Annotated in this window: 10 protein-coding genes, 14 tRNA genes and 3 rRNA genes; 3 read left to right on the top strand and 24 right to left on the bottom strand. The window is 45.7% G+C overall.

Going from position 1 to position 16,436, the window contains the following annotated elements; translation table 11 throughout:
• Positions 1–202 precede the first annotated feature (202 nt).
• Both ACYX4O_RS01580 and ACYX4O_RS01575 read left to right on the top strand, forming a co-directional pair.
• Positions 203–901 (top strand): lysostaphin resistance A-like protein, encoded by a 699-nt coding sequence (locus ACYX4O_RS01580; protein ID WP_476353976.1) that lies wholly within the window; start codon positions 203–205, stop codon positions 899–901.
• A 7-nt stretch (positions 902–908) separates the two neighbouring features.
• Complete coding sequence (locus ACYX4O_RS01575) at positions 909–1,109, top strand: YdiK family protein (RefSeq protein WP_198135881.1); 201 nt, start codon at positions 909–911, stop codon at positions 1,107–1,109.
• A gap of 49 nt (positions 1,110–1,158) precedes the next feature.
• On the opposite strand, the gene ACYX4O_RS01570 is transcribed toward ACYX4O_RS01575, so the two are convergent.
• Positions 1,159–2,571 carry an MDR family MFS transporter gene (locus tag ACYX4O_RS01570; protein WP_476353974.1) on the bottom strand — a complete coding sequence of 471 codons (1,413 nt, stop codon included), beginning with the start codon at positions 2,569–2,571 and terminating at the stop codon, positions 1,159–1,161.
• A gap of 105 nt (positions 2,572–2,676) precedes the next feature.
• On the bottom strand, positions 2,677–3,354 hold the full coding sequence (locus ACYX4O_RS01565; RefSeq protein WP_476353973.1) for a redox-sensing transcriptional repressor Rex: 678 nt from the start codon (positions 3,352–3,354) through the stop codon (positions 2,677–2,679).
• A 326-nt stretch (positions 3,355–3,680) separates the two neighbouring features.
• On the opposite strand from ACYX4O_RS01565, the gene ACYX4O_RS01560 reads away from it, so the two are divergent.
• The gene (locus ACYX4O_RS01560) at positions 3,681–5,615 is read left to right on the top strand and encodes an ABC transporter ATP-binding protein (RefSeq protein ID WP_476353971.1); all 1,935 of its coding nucleotides are present in this window, start codon (positions 3,681–3,683) and stop codon (positions 5,613–5,615) included.
• A gap of 335 nt (positions 5,616–5,950) precedes the next feature.
• Here the strand turns inward: ACYX4O_RS01560 and tsaD are convergent, their stop codons facing one another.
• From tsaD to ACYX4O_RS01450, 22 genes are all read right to left on the bottom strand, one after another.
• Positions 5,951–6,985: a tRNA (adenosine(37)-N6)-threonylcarbamoyltransferase complex transferase subunit TsaD gene (gene tsaD / locus ACYX4O_RS01555; RefSeq protein ID WP_476353969.1), complete on the bottom strand. Its 1,035-nt coding sequence runs from the start codon at positions 6,983–6,985 to the stop codon at positions 5,951–5,953.
• Positions 6,985–7,407 (bottom strand): ribosomal protein S18-alanine N-acetyltransferase, encoded by a 423-nt coding sequence (rimI, locus tag ACYX4O_RS01550; RefSeq protein ID WP_476356973.1) that lies wholly within the window; start codon positions 7,405–7,407, stop codon positions 6,985–6,987. Before rimI ends, tsaD begins: the two co-directional genes overlap by 1 nt.
• Positions 7,408–7,423: 16 nt before the next feature.
• The gene (gene tsaB / locus ACYX4O_RS01545; RefSeq protein WP_476353967.1) at positions 7,424–8,134 is read right to left on the bottom strand and encodes a tRNA (adenosine(37)-N6)-threonylcarbamoyltransferase complex dimerization subunit type 1 TsaB; all 711 of its coding nucleotides are present in this window, start codon (positions 8,132–8,134) and stop codon (positions 7,424–7,426) included.
• Positions 8,131–8,589 carry a tRNA (adenosine(37)-N6)-threonylcarbamoyltransferase complex ATPase subunit type 1 TsaE gene (tsaE, locus tag ACYX4O_RS01540; protein WP_476353965.1) on the bottom strand — a complete coding sequence of 153 codons (459 nt, stop codon included), beginning with the start codon at positions 8,587–8,589 and terminating at the stop codon, positions 8,131–8,133. Before tsaE ends, tsaB begins: the two co-directional genes overlap by 4 nt.
• Positions 8,590–8,811: 222 nt before the next feature.
• Positions 8,812–8,888: transfer RNA gene (locus ACYX4O_RS01535), tRNA-Asp, on the bottom strand.
• Between the two features lie 146 nt (positions 8,889–9,034).
• Positions 9,035–9,111, bottom strand: a tRNA-Met gene (locus tag ACYX4O_RS01530).
• A gap of 164 nt (positions 9,112–9,275) precedes the next feature.
• A 5S ribosomal RNA gene (rrf, locus tag ACYX4O_RS01525) occupies positions 9,276–9,391 on the bottom strand.
• 197 nt (positions 9,392–9,588) lie between these two features.
• Positions 9,589–12,503, bottom strand: a 23S ribosomal RNA gene (locus tag ACYX4O_RS01520).
• Positions 12,504–12,784: 281 nt separating this feature from the next.
• Positions 12,785–14,347 (bottom strand): 16S ribosomal RNA (locus tag ACYX4O_RS01515).
• The 16S, 23S and 5S rRNA genes sit together here with 14 tRNA genes alongside, the layout of an rRNA operon.
• Before the next feature lie 110 nt (positions 14,348–14,457).
• A tRNA-Ile gene (locus tag ACYX4O_RS01510) sits at positions 14,458–14,534 on the bottom strand.
• 10 nt (positions 14,535–14,544) lie between these two features.
• Positions 14,545–14,618: transfer RNA gene (locus ACYX4O_RS01505), tRNA-Gly, on the bottom strand.
• Between the two features lie 16 nt (positions 14,619–14,634).
• Positions 14,635–14,711: transfer RNA gene (locus ACYX4O_RS01500), tRNA-Pro, on the bottom strand.
• Positions 14,712–14,722: 11 nt separating this feature from the next.
• Positions 14,723–14,799: transfer RNA gene (locus ACYX4O_RS01495), tRNA-Arg, on the bottom strand.
• A gap of 88 nt (positions 14,800–14,887) precedes the next feature.
• Positions 14,888–14,974 (bottom strand) — tRNA-Leu (locus ACYX4O_RS01490).
• A 53-nt stretch (positions 14,975–15,027) separates the two neighbouring features.
• Positions 15,028–15,112 (bottom strand) — tRNA-Leu (locus ACYX4O_RS01485).
• Positions 15,113–15,129: 17 nt separating this feature from the next.
• Positions 15,130–15,205: transfer RNA gene (locus ACYX4O_RS01480), tRNA-Lys, on the bottom strand.
• Between the two features lie 10 nt (positions 15,206–15,215).
• Positions 15,216–15,290: transfer RNA gene (locus tag ACYX4O_RS01475), tRNA-Gln, on the bottom strand.
• A gap of 7 nt (positions 15,291–15,297) precedes the next feature.
• Positions 15,298–15,374: transfer RNA gene (locus ACYX4O_RS01470), tRNA-Asp, on the bottom strand.
• 10 nt (positions 15,375–15,384) lie between these two features.
• A tRNA-Glu gene (locus ACYX4O_RS01465) sits at positions 15,385–15,459 on the bottom strand.
• A gap of 10 nt (positions 15,460–15,469) precedes the next feature.
• Positions 15,470–15,560: transfer RNA gene (locus ACYX4O_RS01460), tRNA-Ser, on the bottom strand.
• Positions 15,561–15,562: 2 nt separating this feature from the next.
• Positions 15,563–15,637 (bottom strand) — tRNA-Asn (locus ACYX4O_RS01455).
• Positions 15,638–15,917: 280 nt separating this feature from the next.
• The gene (locus ACYX4O_RS01450) at positions 15,918–16,364 is read right to left on the bottom strand and encodes a SprT family protein (protein WP_476353963.1); all 447 of its coding nucleotides are present in this window, start codon (positions 16,362–16,364) and stop codon (positions 15,918–15,920) included.
• Positions 16,365–16,436: the final 72 nt, after the last annotated feature.

The raw sequence follows: 16,436 nt of genomic DNA, 5'->3' as shown, positions 1-16,436 counted from the left end.
CAATTCTTATAATAATGAATCTCACGATATTTTGCAAGCGAAAACATTTAATTTCTTCATAAAAATTTCCTCAAAAAAACATGCTCACTCCCCCAACACATTCTGACTCATCTTTTCCGGTTTAAACGTTTCTTTCCACTTCTTTAAATGTGTTACAATACGTAAGATAAAGGTATAAATTATCAAAAGGAGTCGTTGCCAAATGCCAAGACGCTATTGGTATGTCATCTTAACATATACGCTTGTTCAATTATCCGGTGGGTTAGTAGGACAGTTCATCCTTTCACTGGATCTTGAGAATCCTCAAACCTGGCTGATTACTTGGACGATCTCATCCTTTATTGCCGGCCTTCTTATCATCACTTGGCTCTTAAAGCCAGATATACAGAAGGACCTGCGCCAGGATCACGATATGGGGACCGGGTCTTACATCAAGTGGGGACTGCTCGGAATCTTACTTGCTTTCTTCAGTCAGTACGCCGCTACTGTTATTGAGTCACTGGTCTTTGGCGTTGACCCCATTTCAGAGAACACGCAAAACTTATCGGCTCTTGCGAAAGCAACACCGATCTTCATTCTCATCATTGCCATTGTGGCCCCGATCCTAGAGGAAATCATCTTCCGAAAGATTCTATTTGGAACATTACGTAAATATACGAACTTTCTTATATCTGCGCTCGTTTCAGGCAGTATCTTCGGAATTGTACACGGGGAACCAGAGCACCTACTGAAATATGCCATGATGGGCTTAGTCTTTGCCTACTTATATGAGAAAACAAAGCGCATTATCGTACCGATCATCACACACGCAACTATGAATTCTCTCGTCATAATTGCCCAGATGACAATAGACGTGGAACAACTAGAGCAAAACGTACAGACAATCCTGTTTGGAGGTTAACCCTATTATGAAAACTTCGCCATTCTTTATGGCATTCCTCTATTTTATTATGGGGATTTTATTTACGTATATCGCCATACTTAGTGTAGAAGAGACAATTTGGAACTTGATTACGCTCGTTTGCTCTTTCGTTGCGACAGTAAATTTCGCCGTCGCGATTCGACTTTTTATGCTGTTTCTAAAAATGAACAAAAGCAACAAAAAATAAGCGGCTTCCCCACTACGGGGAGCCGCTTATTTTTATAGAACTGCCGAAACTATGCGCCCTCTTCCTCCTCAGAAGAGCTCCCTGCTCCCTTCATAATAAAGGAAAACGGAATCGCCAGAACGATGACGACAGCTGATACGAGAAAGGCTTCATTTAATGTCTGAAGCGTAGCCTCTGTCATATTGGCCTCACCCGCCGAGATGACAGCACGCCTTGTTTCATAATAGATCGAGAAGAAAACAATTCCGAATGATGACGTCATTTGTCTAAGAACGTTATTCATCGCGGATCCTTGAGCGACCAGCTCATCGGATATGGCATTCATACCGGCTGTTGTGGCTGGCATATTGCTAAGCCCCATTCCAGCACCTCGTACTGCGTTTAACGCGAGGATCACCCAATAAGGAGTGGACAACTCAAGAAAGCCAAGAGCGGTTGTGGCAGAAGCCATAACGAATAATCCAATAGGGATCACCGCTTTCGGGCCTTTCTTGTCCAAAATTCTTCCCCCAATGGACATCGATACACCGCTTAATGCCGCTGCTGGTAAGAAGAGTAACCCTGTCATAACCTCATTCAATCCATATACATTCTGAATCAAGAGCGGCAATAAGAAAATCCCTGAGAATAGACCAATCGATGCCGCACCAGTGACAACAACAGATACGGCATACGTCGGAACTTTAAAGACAGATAAATTGAGTAATGGCTGCTTCTTGCGATTTTCCACAAATACAAATGCAACTACTGATAAGATACCAACTACAATCAGGCTTATATTGCTGACTGTAAGAAGAGTCTCAAGTTCCTTCCCACGTCCAAGGGCAAATAAGATTCCTCCGACACCAATCGTCACAAGAATAAAGCCAATGGTGTCGAATTTAAGAGAAGGATTCTTTTCCGTTTCGACTAAATATTTCGTAGATAGGATAATCCCAATCAGTCCAAATGGAATATTGAATAAGAACAAGAATGGCCAATCAAAGAACTGAATGATGACCCCACCGACTGTCGGCCCTATTGCGGGGGCGACCATAGCGGCAACTCCGTATACGCCGACGGCAAGGCCACGCTCGTGCTTCGGGAAAGCGTTAAAGATTAATGCCATCGCAATTGGCATCATTAAACCACCGGCAATTCCCTGCACGGCCCTTGAGAGAATAACAAGGCTTAAGGTAGGTGAAAGAGAGCCCGATACCGAGCCAACTAAAAAGATGACAAGTCCCGTCACATAGACTTTCTTCTTCCCGAACCGATCTCCGAGAAAGCCTGTTAACGGCATCGTCATTCCCATTGCTACCATAAAAATCGTTAGCATCCAGCCTACACTTACAGCATCAGCATCAAAGATTTCCATAAAACGCGGAAGCGTCGGGTTTAGCATGCTGTTATTTAAGATGACTGTAAATGTGCCAAATAAGACGGATACAACGACAAGCCACTTACTCGATAATTTGCTCATGCTGCGTCCCTTCTTTCGTTTCTAATTCTTTCGTTTTTCGAATCGTTTTCTACTATATCACATAATCCACTAGCCAAAACCAATTCCTACACACAAAAAAGAGGCTTATTCAGCCTCTTTTGGTTCTTCTTCGGTGCTCTCTTCATGATCGAGAGGATAATGTTTTAGGAAGTATGCCAGTGCTTGCAACTCTACCGCTAGATCGATGTGATGCACACGTATACCTTCTGGAACGGATATTCGAGCTGGGGTGAAGTTCAAGACCCCAAGAATTCCAGCCTCTACTAATCGATCAGCTATTTTTTGTGCTTCATTGGCAGGCACTGTTAAGATCGCAACGGAAATCTCCTCTGATAAGTATTCCTCTAATTGATCAATATGGTAAACAGGCACCCCACCTATATGACTACCGACCTTCTCTTCCTGCGCATCAAAAGCCATCTCAATCTTCGTGTTGTTGTTCTTTGTGAAGTTATAGTGTAAGAAAGCTGTTCCGAGGTTTCCGACCCCAATTAAAGCAACGCGCGTGACTTCATCTTGATCAAGGGTTTTACGGAAAAATGTAAGTAAATAATTCACGTTGTAGCCATACCCTTTTTTACCTAAAGCCCCAAAGTACGAAAAGTCCCTACGGATTGTAGCTGAATCGACTTTTACCGCCTCACTTAATTCTTTCGATGAAACTCGTTGCTTACCTTGGCTATGCAGGTTATTTATAAAACGATAATATAAGGGCAGTCGCTTGGCTGTCGCTTGTGGTATTTTTGCCTGATCTAGCTCCATCTTAAATCCCCCTCACTTCATACCGTAACCGTACACCAGATCAAGTTCGTAAAGGAATGATCCTGGTACCGTTAACGCTTCCAATTTCTATAACCACTACATCAGGAAGATCACAACGATCATCCTCGTACTGTTATAAACGAAATTCTACGTTTCTATTTGTTGTTCTTTTATGATGGATTGTCCTTACAGCATAATTGTAAAGAAATGTTTCTCATTTCACAAACATCTCAGACTATTCATAAGAACGTTGGTTCACTTCAACGTACGAACCTTGCTTAGCACGTATTTATTAAGATACACTTAACTCATTGAGGTGAACGACCATGATTCTTATGCAAATGAATAATATTACAAAACGCTTCGGCGCTGATCTTATTCTATCGAATATTAAATTAGAAGTACACACCAATGACCGAATTGCCATTGTTGGACGTAATGGAGCAGGAAAATCGACCTTGCTCAAAATTATGGCCGGTGAGCTTTCGCATGAGGAAGGCGAGCTCCACAAGCCAAAAGAGGCTACATTAGGGTATTTAGAGCAGCACACTGGACTCGAATCAGATAAAAGCATCTGGGATGAAATGATCGCCGTCTTTGACCATTTAAAAGCTATGGAGAAACAACTCCGTCAAATGGAAGAAAAAATGGCCGACCCTGACCTTATAGCTAAAGAAGAACAATACCAGAAGCTTTTAAAGGACTACGATGAACTACAGCTTCGCTTCAAGAATGACGGTGGCTATCGTTATGAAGCAGACGTTAAAGCGGTACTAAATGGGTTAAACTTCGGAGACTTTGATTTAACCACGCCAATCGCGACTCTTAGTGGTGGCCAAAAGACGAGACTAGCACTCGGTAAACTCTTACTATCTAAACCAGATATCTTAGTACTTGATGAGCCGACCAACCACTTAGACATTGATACACTTAACTGGTTAGAGCAGTATCTCCAAGGCTACCCAGGAGCTGTCGTTATCGTCTCTCACGACCGTTACTTCCTTGATAAAGTCGTAAATGTCGTTTACGAGATCTCTTATCGCTCTTCTGAGAAATTCTACGGTAACTACAGCAAGTATCTAGATCAAAAAGCCGCCAATTACGAACGCGATCTCAAGCAATTTGAGAAACAGCAATCGGAAATGAAACGAATGGAAGACTTCATTCAAAAAAATATGGCTCGCGCTTCTACAAGTAAACGAGCTCAAAGTAAGCAGAAACAACTTGAGAAGATGGAAAAGGTTGATAAGCCTAAAGGAGATCAAAAGTCAGCTAAATTTACATTTGATATCACCAGAAGAAGTGGAAACGACGTGCTAAAAGCGCGCGACCTTTCGTTCCAATATGAAGACAGTAAAAAACCTGTATTCGAAAACGTCTCCTTTGACGTAAATCGCACAGAACGCTTAGCGCTCGTTGGACCTAATGGCGTCGGAAAAACTACCCTTCTCAAAAACATCATTGATAAACTCTCCCCAAGCGGAGGCACGATTCAATATGGAACGAACCTTCAAATCGGATATTACGATCAGGAACAGGCTCAATTAAATTCTTCCAAAACTGTTCTTCACGAACTATGGGATGAATATCCGATGATGGATGAGAAAGATGTTCGAACTGTACTGGGTAACTTCCTATTTACCGGAGATGACGTTTTAAAGAGCGTAAACTCTTTAAGTGGTGGCGAGAAAGCAAGGGTTGCCTTGGCTAAATTAATGCTTGAGAAATCCAATTTCCTTGTATTGGACGAGCCGACCAACCACTTAGACCTAGATAGCAAAGAAGTACTAGAATCCGCCCTAATGGATTATCCAGGTACTATTTTATTTGTTTCCCACGACCGCTACTTTATTAACCGGATTGCCACACAGATCCTGGAGTTAGATGGGACAGACACACACCTTTATCTCGGTGATTACGACTACTATTTAGAGAAGAAGCAAGAAGAGAAGGATATCGCTGAATACGAAGCACAGCAAAACCCTACTGTCCAAAAAGAAGCTAAGGATTCTAAAAATCAATTTGAACAAAATAAAGCAGAGCAACGTGAAGCCAGAAAGCGTAAGCGTCGCATTGAAGAAATTGAACAAGAAATCGTAGAATTAGAAGAAGTGATCGAAAAAAATGATGCCCTACTCTGTGAACCAGAGGTTTATCAGGATCATGAGAAGTCCTTAGAACTCACAGAAACAAATGAACAATCTCAATCAAAGATCGAATCTTTAATGGAAGAATGGGAACAACTTCATGAAGAAGACTAAAAAGAGGGGATATCCACAAGATATCCCCTCTTTTTTTTAGCGCTTTCATAACCTTTGTCGAACTTTGTATCTATCCCCAATGATATCCACACCATTTTTCCTTACAAATACAGTTTTTCACAGATTTATACACAGTATCCACAGAATTACATTATGTTATCCACAGATTTTATGCACAAACGATTATTTACTATGACAGCATTCTACAAATTTTGTGCACAATTAATTTTTAAGCTGTGGAAAAATGGGCTCTAGGAAGAATCATTCAAACTTTCAGATTCCTTATCCACATAAAAAAGCGAAACCAATACATGATTTCGCTTTCTACCTGTGTATTATTTCGTTACGGAGCGCTTCGCATAACGTTCTAATGATAAGGATGGATTTCCGTTCAGATCCCACCCAGCACGATGACCCTGGTTGAATGCAACCGTTCCTGCTGCCGCAATCATCGCTGCATTATCTGTGCATAAGTGTAGTGGTGGAATTAATAGCTCGAGTTCTTCATCTGAACCAAACTTCTCTTCAAGACGAGCTCGTAACCCTTTATTAGCAGCTACTCCGCCTGCTACTATAACTTGTTTCACACCGTATTGCTTTGCAGCTTTATAAGCCTTTGTGGATAACACATCAACAACACTTTCCTGAAAGCTTGCTGCAATATCTTCTTGCTTTAATTCGGTCCCTTTTTGCTTGGCGTTGTGTAAAGTGTTAATAACTGAAGACTTCAATCCACTAAAGCTAAAGTCAAAGGAATCATTCTCAAGCCAAGCTCGAGGGAAGTCTATTGTTACTTCACCTTCATGAGCCAGTCGGTCTATATGAGGGCCACCTGGATAAGGAAGTTTTAGTGTTCTCGCCACTTTATCATAGGCTTCCCCCGCTGCATCGTCCCTCGTTTCTCCAATCACTTCAAATGAGCCATGTTCCTTCATAAGAATAAGCTCTGTATGTCCTCCCGAAACGACCAGAGAAAGCAATGGAAACTCAAACTCTTTCATCAGACGATTCGCATAGATATGCCCGGCTATATGCTGTACGCCCACTAGAGGCTTTTGATAAGCAAAAGCTAATGCCTTGGCCGCATTTACCCCTACTAATAGGGCTCCAACCAAACCAGGGCCCTCTGTAACCGCAATGGCATCGATCTCTTCCATATTCATATCAGCTTGTTCTAAAGCTTCCTCTAAAACGAGCGTCACCTGTTCCACATGGTGACGGGAAGCAATTTCCGGAACAACGCCTCCAAAGCGTTTATGGCTCTCAATTTGAGAAGCAACGACATTCGCAATAAGTTCTGTCCCATTTCTCACAATCGCAACAGCTGTTTCATCACAGCTCGTTTCAATTCCTAGAATATATTGATCCATTATAATTTCACCCACATAACTACAGCATCCTCTTGGTTATCTGTATAGTAATTTTTACGGATTCCGCCTGGTACCAGACCATACTTACGGTATAGACGCTGGGCCACAATATTCGATACCCTTACTTCTAGAGATAGTTGAATGGCCCCAACTAAACGTGCCTTTTCCATCACCACTTCAAATAAGGCTTGCCCAAGCTTCATACCTCGGTACTCAGGTAAAATCGCGATATTTGTAATATGAGCTTCATCAATAATAACCCATAATCCACAATACCCTACTAATACGCCTTCATATTCAAGAACGTAATAAACCGCATAAGGATTATCTTGAAGCTCGTGCTCAAATGCATCTCGGGTCCATGGGGTAGCAAAGCATGCCTCTTCCAATTGCAGAACCCGATCTATATCCTCTTCTTTCATTTGGCGAACGATCGCTTTACTCACTTTGCTGATGCCCCTTTTGGCTCTCAAGCCATTTGGCCTCAGCCTCTGCAAGACGAAGGTAGTTTGGCGTTAGTTCATGAAGAGAGGTTGGTTCCTTCGTAAGAGCAATACTCGCAAGCATTCCTGCACTTGGCAAATGAACCGGTAAGGAAGAGAAAACAGCTTTCTCACCTAATACTTCTTGGATCTTTTCTTTATGAATAGAAGCTTGAGAACTAATAAATAAAACGGATTCCTCTGTAGCGCGTAGCACTTCTAGCCAATCTGACATAAGCACGTTCACTTCATCTTTAACAGGAACCATTTTCTCGAACCCTTCAGCTTGGTACAGACCTGTATAAACTTGTCCTCTTCTTGCATCAAAGAACGGGCAAACAAGACCATTAAAGAAGATCCCATTGTAAGACAGCACCTCTAAGCTTGATACGGCCACAATAGGGATTGATAATGACCAAGCTAATGTCTTGGCTGTCGTGAGTCCAATTCGAACGCCGGTAAACGATCCTGGGCCATGGCCAACGGCAATCAAATCTAGATCTTGTGGCGTCATCTTACAATCTGCTAACAGTTGGTTAATGGCAGGCATAAGCTGTACCGAATGGTTTTTCTTTATATCCGTTGTATATTCAGCTAAGAGCTGTTCTTCTTTCATAACGGCGATCGTCATCGGTTGATTCGACGTATCGATAGCTAATACAATCATTTGACTAACTCCTTACATAATCGTTCATATCGTTCCCCATGAGGGGTTAATTGTATCGTACGGTGGTCTTCCCCATTATAGGAAAGATGAAGATCTAACCGTTCTTTCGGAAGATAGTCTTCAATGTATTGGGCCCACTCCACAACACACACACCTTCACCTTCGAAATACTCATCAAACCCGATATCCTCATCACTATCTTCTAGACGATAAACATCTAAGTGATAAAGAGGCATACGCCCTTCATATTCTTTAACAATCGTGAATGTGGGGCTGCTAATGGTTCTTGTGATACCGAGTCCGCTGCCCAGCCCTTTTGTAAAAGTTGTCTTGCCTGTGCCAAGGTCTCCTTCAAGCGTAAGAAGATCATTCGGTTCTAAAAGAGCACCTAAACGTTCAGCTACTTCTTTCGTCTCTTCAGCAGAGCGGGTATGAATGGTATAGCTTTCATTCATGCGAAACACCTACTTCCTATTACAATCTAACGAATCGATTCTTACCTAATTCCCATCATAGCAAAAAAGGGGGCAAAAAGAAAAAAACCTATCTATATTAGTAAAGAGTACAAGATCAGAGCGAGAGCAATCTCTCAGATCCCCTAAAAAAATGCATTAGAAAAGCCTTAGGAGGTTTTCCTAAGGCTTGTATAAACAATCATATGTAATCAAAAACAAAAATGGCGGTCCGGACGGGACTCGAACCCGCGACCTCCTGCGTGACAGGCAGGCATTCTAACCAACTGAACTACCGGACCATTTTCTTATTTGATTAATCTAAGCACAACAATTTGTGATTCGAAGAAGTGTATTCGACGTAACACAAATTTAATTTGGTTGCACCTAAAGGTACACAGTCATTTGTAATTCAACGAAGTGAAATCGACGTTGAACAAATTTAATTTGGTTGCGGGGACAGGATTTGAACCTGCGACCTTCGGGTTATGAGCCCGACGAGCTACCAGACTGCTCCACCCCGCGACGTTAATAAGTATTCATAATGTTGAGCATGCTCCCAGTCTCAGAAAGACTGTCCCTTCCTCTGCAAGATCATTCAAGGAAGTGAATGTGTCGGGACAACTCGAAGTTGTTTCAGTGAAGCGATGCTCGTTGCTCCACCCCGCGACGATAATAATATAAACAAAGCATGGCGGCGTCCTACTCTTGCGGGGGTGAAACCCCGACTACCATCGGCGCTGAAGAGCTTAACTTCTGTGTTCGGCATGGGAACAGGTGTGACCTCTTCGCCAAAACCGCCATACTATTGTTTTTTGAAGGAGTACCTTCAAAACTAGATAAGAATTAAGACATCGTGCCTTTTACGTTTTTGCGCTTGAACTGGCTTCCAGCTCCAACTCCCAGACCCTAGCGTATAAGTCATCTTTTCTCCAAAGGCTAATCGCCTTTTCCGAAAATCTGTCTTATCCGTACGGGTCTAAGCGGTCGTTTGCGCTTTAGATAGATAAGTCCTCGATTTATTAGTATCGGTCAGCTGCACGTGTCACCACGCTTCCACCTCCGACCTATCAACCTTGTCGTCTACAAGGAATCTTACTCACTCGAAGTGATGGGAAATCTCATCTTGAAGTGGGCTTCATGCTTAGATGCTTTCAGCACTTATCCCTTCCGCACGTAGCTACCCAGCTGTGCTCCTGGCGGAACAACTGGTGCACCAGCGGTGCGTCCATCCCGGTCCTCTCGTACTAAGGACAGCTCTCCTCAAATTTCCAACGCCCACGACGGATAGGGACCGAACTGTCTCACGACGTTCTGAACCCAGCTCGCGTACCGCTTTAATGGGCGAACAGCCCAACCCTTGGGACCGACTACAGCCCCAGGATGCGATGAGCCGACATCGAGGTGCCAAACCTCCCCGTCGATGTGGACTCTTGGGGGAGATAAGCCTGTTATCCCCGGGGTAGCTTTTATCCGTTGAGCGACGGCCCTTCCATGCGGTACCGCCGGATCACTAAGCCCGACTTTCGTCCCTGCTCGACTTGTAGGTCTCGCAGTCAAGCTCCCTTGTGCCTTTGCACTCTGCGAATGATTTCCAACCATTCTGAGGGAACCTTTGGGCGCCTCCGTTACTTTTTGGGAGGCGACCGCCCCAGTCAAACTGCCCACCTGACACTGTCTCCGGACCGGATTACGGTCCTGGGTTAGAATGTCAATACAGCCAGGGTGGTATCCCACGGATGCCTCCACCGAAGCTAGCGCTCCGGTATCGACGGCTCCCACCTATCCTGTACAAGCTGTACCAACATTCAATATCAGGCTACAGTAAAGCTCCACGGGGTCTTTCCGTCCTGTCGCGGGTAATGCGCATCTTCACGCATAGTATAATTTCACCGGGTCTCTTGTTGAGACAGTGCCCAATTCGTTGCACCTTTCGTGCGGGTCGGAACTTACCCGACAAGGAATTTCGCTACCTTAGGACCGTTATAGTTACGGCCGCCGTTTACTGGGGCTTCGGTTCAAAGCTTCGCCTAAGCTAACTCATCCCCTTAACCTTCCAGCACCGGGCAGGTGTCAGCCCCTATACTTCACCTTTCGGTTTCGCAGAGACCTGTGTTTTTGCTAAACAGTCGATTGGGCCTTTTCACTGCGGCTCCTCCTATGAAGGAGCACCCCTTCTCCCGAAGTTACGGGGTCATTTTGCCGAGTTCCTTAACAAGAGTTCTCCCGATCACCTTAGGATACTCTCCTCGTCTACCTGTGTCGGTTTGCGGTACGGGCACCTCTTTCCTCATTAGAGGCTTTTCTTGGCAGTGTGAAATCAGGAACTTCGGTACTATAGTTCCCTCCCCATCACAGCTTGTGATTGATGCACGGATTTGCCTATGCATCTCACTCACTGCTTGGCCGCTCACATCCAGTGGAGCGGATTCCCTATCCTACTGCGTCCCCCCGTCATTCAAACGGAAAGGAGGTGGTACAGGAATATCAACCTGTTATCCATCGCCTACGCCTTTCGGCCTCGGCTTAGGTCCCGACTAACCCTGAGCGGACGAGCCTTCCTCAGGAAACCTTAGACTTACGGTGGAAGAGATTCTCACTCTTCTTTCGCTACTCATACCGGCATTCTCACTTCTAAGCGCTCCACCAGTCCTTACGGTCTGACTTCACTGCACTTAGAACGCTCTCCTACCATTGTTCGTAAGAACAATCCACAGCTTCGGTGTTATGTTTAGCCCCGGTACATTTTCGGCGCAGAGTCACTCGACCAGTGAGCTATTACGCACTCTTTAAATGATGGCTGCTTCTAAGCCAACATCCTGGTTGTCTGAGCAACTCCACATCCTTTTCCACTTAACATAAACTTAGGGACCTTAGCTGGTGGTCTGGGCTGTTCCCCTCTCGACTACGGACCTTATCACTCGCAGTCTGACTCCCAAGGATGAGTCGTTGGCATTCGGAGTTTGACTGAATTCGGTAACCCGATGAGGGCCCCTAGTCCAATCAGTGCTCTACCTCCAAGACTCTTACCTTGAGGCTAGCCCTAAAGCTATTTCGGAGAGAACCAGCTATCTCCGTGTTCGATTGGCATTTCACCGCTACCCACACCTCATCCCCGCACTTTTCAACGTGCGTGGGTTCGGGCCTCCAGCCAGTGTTACCTGGCCTTCACCCTGGACATGGGTAGATCACACGGTTTCGGGTCTACGACCACATACTATTTCGCCCTATTCAGACTCGCTTTCGCTGCGGCTCCGATTTTTCATCTTAACCTTGCATGGGATCGTAACTCGCCGGTCCATTCTACAAAAGGTACGCTGTCACCCATTAACGGGCTCCAACTACTTGTAGGCACACGGTTTCAGGTTCTATTTCACTCCCCTCCCGGGGTGCTTTTCACCTTTCCCTCACGGTACTGGTTCACTATCGGTCACTAGGGAGTATTTAGCCTTGGGAGATGGTCCTCCCGGATTCCGACGGAATTCCTCGTGTTCCGCCGTACTCAGGATCCACTCCGGAGGAAACAAGATTTTGACTACAGGGCCGTTACCTTCTTCGGCTGACCGTTCCAGATCATTCATCTATCTTGTTTCTTGATAACTCCAAAGGAGTGTCCTACAACCCCAGAGAGCAAGCTCTCTGGTTTGGGCTGATTCCGTTTCGCTCGCCGCTACTCAGGAAATCGCGTTTGCTTTCTCTTCCTTCGGGTACTGAGATGTTTCAGTTCCCCGAGTCTACCTTCCTTAACCTATGTATTCAGTTAAGGATCCTACCCCATTACGGGTAGTGGGTTCCCCCATTCGGAAATCTCCGGATTATAGCCTACTTACGGCTCCCCGAAGCATATCGGTGTTAGTCCCGTCCTTCATCGGCTCCTAGTGCCAAGGCATCCACCGTGCGCCCTTATTCACTTAACTATCTAAAATCAATGTGAAAAGACGCATCATAATGATGCTTACGTTAAATCTAACGTTGGTTTGATGTCTAATTCTTATCTAGTTTTCAAGGTACTGTTTGAAAGCATTTGAGCTTCCAAAACCGAACGAAACAAACATGAACGCGAAATTGTGTCTAGCTCCGGCGACTAGGGTCTAGCGAGATAAGCGATCTATTCTGCAGTGGCTAACGCCACTTCCGAACAGCTCACTTATCCGTACGACCCTAATCAGTCGCCTGCGCTTTCCGTTATAATCCTTAGAAAGGAGGTGATCCAGCCGCACCTTCCGATACGGCTACCTTGTTACGACTTCACCCCAATCATTGGCCCCACCTTCGGCGGCTGGCTCCAAAAAGGTTACCTCACCGACTTCGGGTGTTGCCAACTCTCGTGGTGTGACGGGCGGTGTGTACAAGGCCCGGGAACGTATTCACCGCAGTATGCTGACCTGCGATTACTAGCGATTCCGGCTTCATACAGGCGAGTTGCAGCCTGCAATCCGAACTGAGAATGGTTTTTTGAGATTTGCTTGACCTCGCGGTCTCGCGGCCCTCTGTACCATCCATTGTAGCACGTGTGTAGCCCAGGTCATAAGGGGCATGATGATTTGACGTCATCCCCGCCTTCCTCCGGTTTGTCACCGGCAGTCACCTTAGAGTGCCCAACTGAATGCTGGCAACTAAGATTAGGGGTTGCGCTCGTTGCGGGACTTAACCCAACATCTCACGACACGAGCTGACGACAACCATGCACCACCTGTCATTCCGTCCCCGAAGGGAACTCCCTATCTCTAGGGATAGCGGAAGATGTCAAGACCTGGTAAGGTTCTTCGCGTTGCTTCGAATTAAACCACATGCTCCACCGCTTGTGCGGGCCCCCGTCAATTCTTTTGAGTTTCAGCCTTGCGGCCGTACTCCCCAGGCGGAGTGCTTAATGCGTTAACTTCAGCACTAAGGGGCGGAAACCCCCTAACACCTAGCACTCAACGTTTACGGCGTGGACTACCAGGGTATCTAATCCTGTTTGCTACCCACGCTTTCGCGCCTCAGCGTCAGTTACAGACCAGAGAGTCGCCTTCGCCACTGGTGTTCCTCCACATATCTACGCATTTCACCGCTACACGTGGAATTCCACTCTCCTCTTCTGTACTCAAGTTCCCCAGTTTCCAATGGCCCTCCACAGTTGAGCTGTGGGCTTTCACATCAGACTTAAGAAACCGCCTGCGCGCGCTTTACGCCCAATAATTCCGGACAACGCTTGCCACCTACGTATTACCGCGGCTGCTGGCACGTAGTTAGCCGTGGCTTTCTGGTTAGGTACCGTCAAGGTACCAGCATTTCCTCTGGCACTTGTTCTTCCCTAACAACAGAACTTTACGATCCGAAGACCTTCATCGTTCACGCGGCGTTGCTCCGTCAGACTTTCGTCCATTGCGGAAGATTCCCTACTGCTGCCTCCCGTAGGAGTCTGGGCCGTGTCTCAGTCCCAGTGTGGCCGATCACCCTCTCAGGTCGGCTACGCATCGTCGCCTTGGTAAGCCGTTACCTTACCAACTAGCTAATGCGCCGCGGGCCCATCCATGAGTGACGGCCGAAACCGCCTTTTACCAGTGAACCATGCAGTTCACTGGGTTATTCGGTATTAGCTCCGGTTTCCCGGAGTTATCCCGATCTCATGGGTAGGTTGCCCACGTGTTACTCACCCGTCCGCCGCTCGATCCACAACAATCACCCCGAAGGGATCATGTTGATTCACGCGCTCGACTTGCATGTATTAGGCACGCCGCCAGCGTTCGTCCTGAGCCAAGATCAAACTCTCCATAAAGTTAGAGTTTGCCTAGCATCAAATAAATGATTACTGGCTTTAAAAAATAATTTAAAGACATTGACGTTACATGTTGTTTCGTTCAGTTTTCAAAGATCAAATGTTTCTTCTGGTGGGCCTGAGTGGACTTGAACCACCGACCTCACGCTTATCAGGCGTGCGCTCTAACCAACTGAGCTACAGGCCCATATTAATAATGGAGCGGGTGATGGGAATCGAACCCACGACATCAGCTTGGAAGGCTGAGGTTTTACCACTAAACTACACCCGCATATAAAGTTTTCCGATGGTCGGGAAGACAGGATTCGAACCTGCGACCCCATGGTCCCAAACCATGTGCTCTACCAAGCTGAGCTACTTCCCGCAGAAAGAAAATGGCGCGCCCGAGAGGAGTCGAACCCCTAACCTCTTGATCCGTAGTCAAACGCTCTATCCAATTGAGCTACGGGCGCATGTTGTTTTTTTGAAGCGACAAGATTTATTATATCACGTCTATTTTATCAATGCAAGAACTTTTTTTAAATTTCTTTGTGACTTCAATGGTGCGGTCGAGAGGATTTGAACCTCCACGGGGTGAACCCCCACTAGGCCCTCAACCTAGCGCGTCTGCCATTCCGCCACGACCGCTCATCAATTATGAGCTTTACACGCTTGTTAGCGAAGATCGCTTGCATTAATAATGGTGCGGGTGGAGGGACTTGAACCCCCACGTCGAGAGACACTAGATCCTAAGTCTAGCGCGTCTGCCAATTCCGCCACACCCGCACGGTGTGAAAAAACAATGGTGAGCCATGGAGGATTCGAACCTCCGACCCTCTGATTAAAAGTCAGATGCTCTACCAACTGAGCTAATGGCTCTTCGTAATAATGGCTGGCCCAGCTGGATTCGAACCAGCGCATGACGGTACCAAAAACCGTTGCCTTACCGCTTGGCTATGGGCCAATATAAGTGGCGGTCCGGACGGGACTCGAACCCGCGACCTCCTGCGTGACAGGCAGGCATTCTAACCAACTGAACTACCGGACCAAAAACTAAATGGTGACCCGTACGGGATTCGAACCCGTGTTACCGCCGTGAAAGGGCGGTGTCTTAACCACTTGACCAACGGGCCAGGTAAGAAATGGCGGAGAAGGAGGGATTTGAACCCTCGCGCCGCTTACGCGACCTACACCCTTAGCAGGGGCGCCTCTTCAGCCACTTGAGTACTTCTCCACTGGCTCCAACGGCAGGATTCGAACCTGCGACCGATCGGTTAACAGCCGATAGCTCTACCACTGAGCTACGTTGGAATAAGAATTAATGAAGCATTTGTTTTTCGGCTTGTTTTGTTTCGCCGACAATTAAATACTTTATCAGATATTGTTTTTGTTTGCAAGGATTTTTTTAAAGAATTTCATTCGGTTTGAATGAGTTCTTTTTTGTTTTCCTTTGCGACTTTTATATGTTACAACACATTTTAATGAGTGTCAATAACATTCCCGAAAAAAATTAAAATCAGTTATTCGGTTAAAGTGCCGTATCGATGACGGCTATAATAATTTAACACGTGGCTCGTCCAAGGTCAATACATTATTCTATCTTTTTTAACTTCCCTTTGCATTTCCCGCACCTATACTTCGTTGTATTCACCCTTTTTAGTCGTTTATAAGTATACCCACACTCCTTGCATTGATAGATATGGTTAGGCTCTCTATATTGGGAAGGCAACGCCTTACAAAATCGCGGAGACCCCGTTCTTTTTAATAAGGCTCTAAATTCTGGGTCACGATGTTGATAACCCTTCCCTTCTATATGAAGGTGATAGTGGCATAACTCATGTTTGATTATCCCTTTAAATTCTTCTTCACCTAACTCTGATAGGTATTTAGGATTCAGCTCAATTCTCCTGTGAGCTGGTAAGTAACGGCCACCTGTTGTACGTAGACGGTTGTTCATCATTACCTCATCTTCATATGGCTTCCCAAACCATTCTCTTGAGATCTGATCTACCCATCTCCATAACGCTTTATTTTCCATAGTTTCCCCTCCTTTATCACATATAGGCGTTTGTATGCATAACATGAAAGTAACGCTTTATACCTTTCTCAA

It is taken from the genome of Pontibacillus sp. ABV4_188 (assembly GCF_056311905.1).
The sequence above is the reverse complement of the archived record's forward strand: the minus strand, read 5'-3'. Positions and strand labels throughout refer to the sequence as shown.

Bases quoted from the DNA above. Each gene is read 5' to 3' on its own strand.
- ACYX4O_RS01450 (WP_476353963.1), bottom strand. From the start codon at position 16,364: ATGGAAAATAAAGCGTTATGGAGATGGGTAGATCAGATCTCAAGAGAA.
- tsaE (WP_476353965.1), bottom strand. From the start codon at position 8,589: ATGAATGAAAGCTATACCATTCATACCCGCTCTGCTGAAGAGACGAAA.
- ACYX4O_RS01570 (WP_476353974.1), bottom strand. From the start codon at position 2,571: ATGAGCAAATTATCGAGTAAGTGGCTTGTCGTTGTATCCGTCTTATTT.
- ACYX4O_RS01580 (WP_476353976.1), top strand. From the start codon at position 203: ATGCCAAGACGCTATTGGTATGTCATCTTAACATATACGCTTGTTCAA.
- ACYX4O_RS01560 (WP_476353971.1), top strand. From the start codon at position 3,681: ATGATTCTTATGCAAATGAATAATATTACAAAACGCTTCGGCGCTGAT.
- tsaB (WP_476353967.1), bottom strand. From the start codon at position 8,134: ATGATTGTATTAGCTATCGATACGTCGAATCAACCGATGACGATCGCC.
- ACYX4O_RS01575 (WP_198135881.1), top strand. From the start codon at position 909: ATGAAAACTTCGCCATTCTTTATGGCATTCCTCTATTTTATTATGGGG.
- rimI (WP_476356973.1), bottom strand. From the start codon at position 7,407: ATGAAAGAAGAGGATATAGATCGGGTTCTGCAATTGGAAGAGGCATGC.
- ACYX4O_RS01565 (WP_476353973.1), bottom strand. From the start codon at position 3,354: ATGGAGCTAGATCAGGCAAAAATACCACAAGCGACAGCCAAGCGACTG.
- tsaD (WP_476353969.1), bottom strand. From the start codon at position 6,985: ATGGATCAATATATTCTAGGAATTGAAACGAGCTGTGATGAAACAGCT.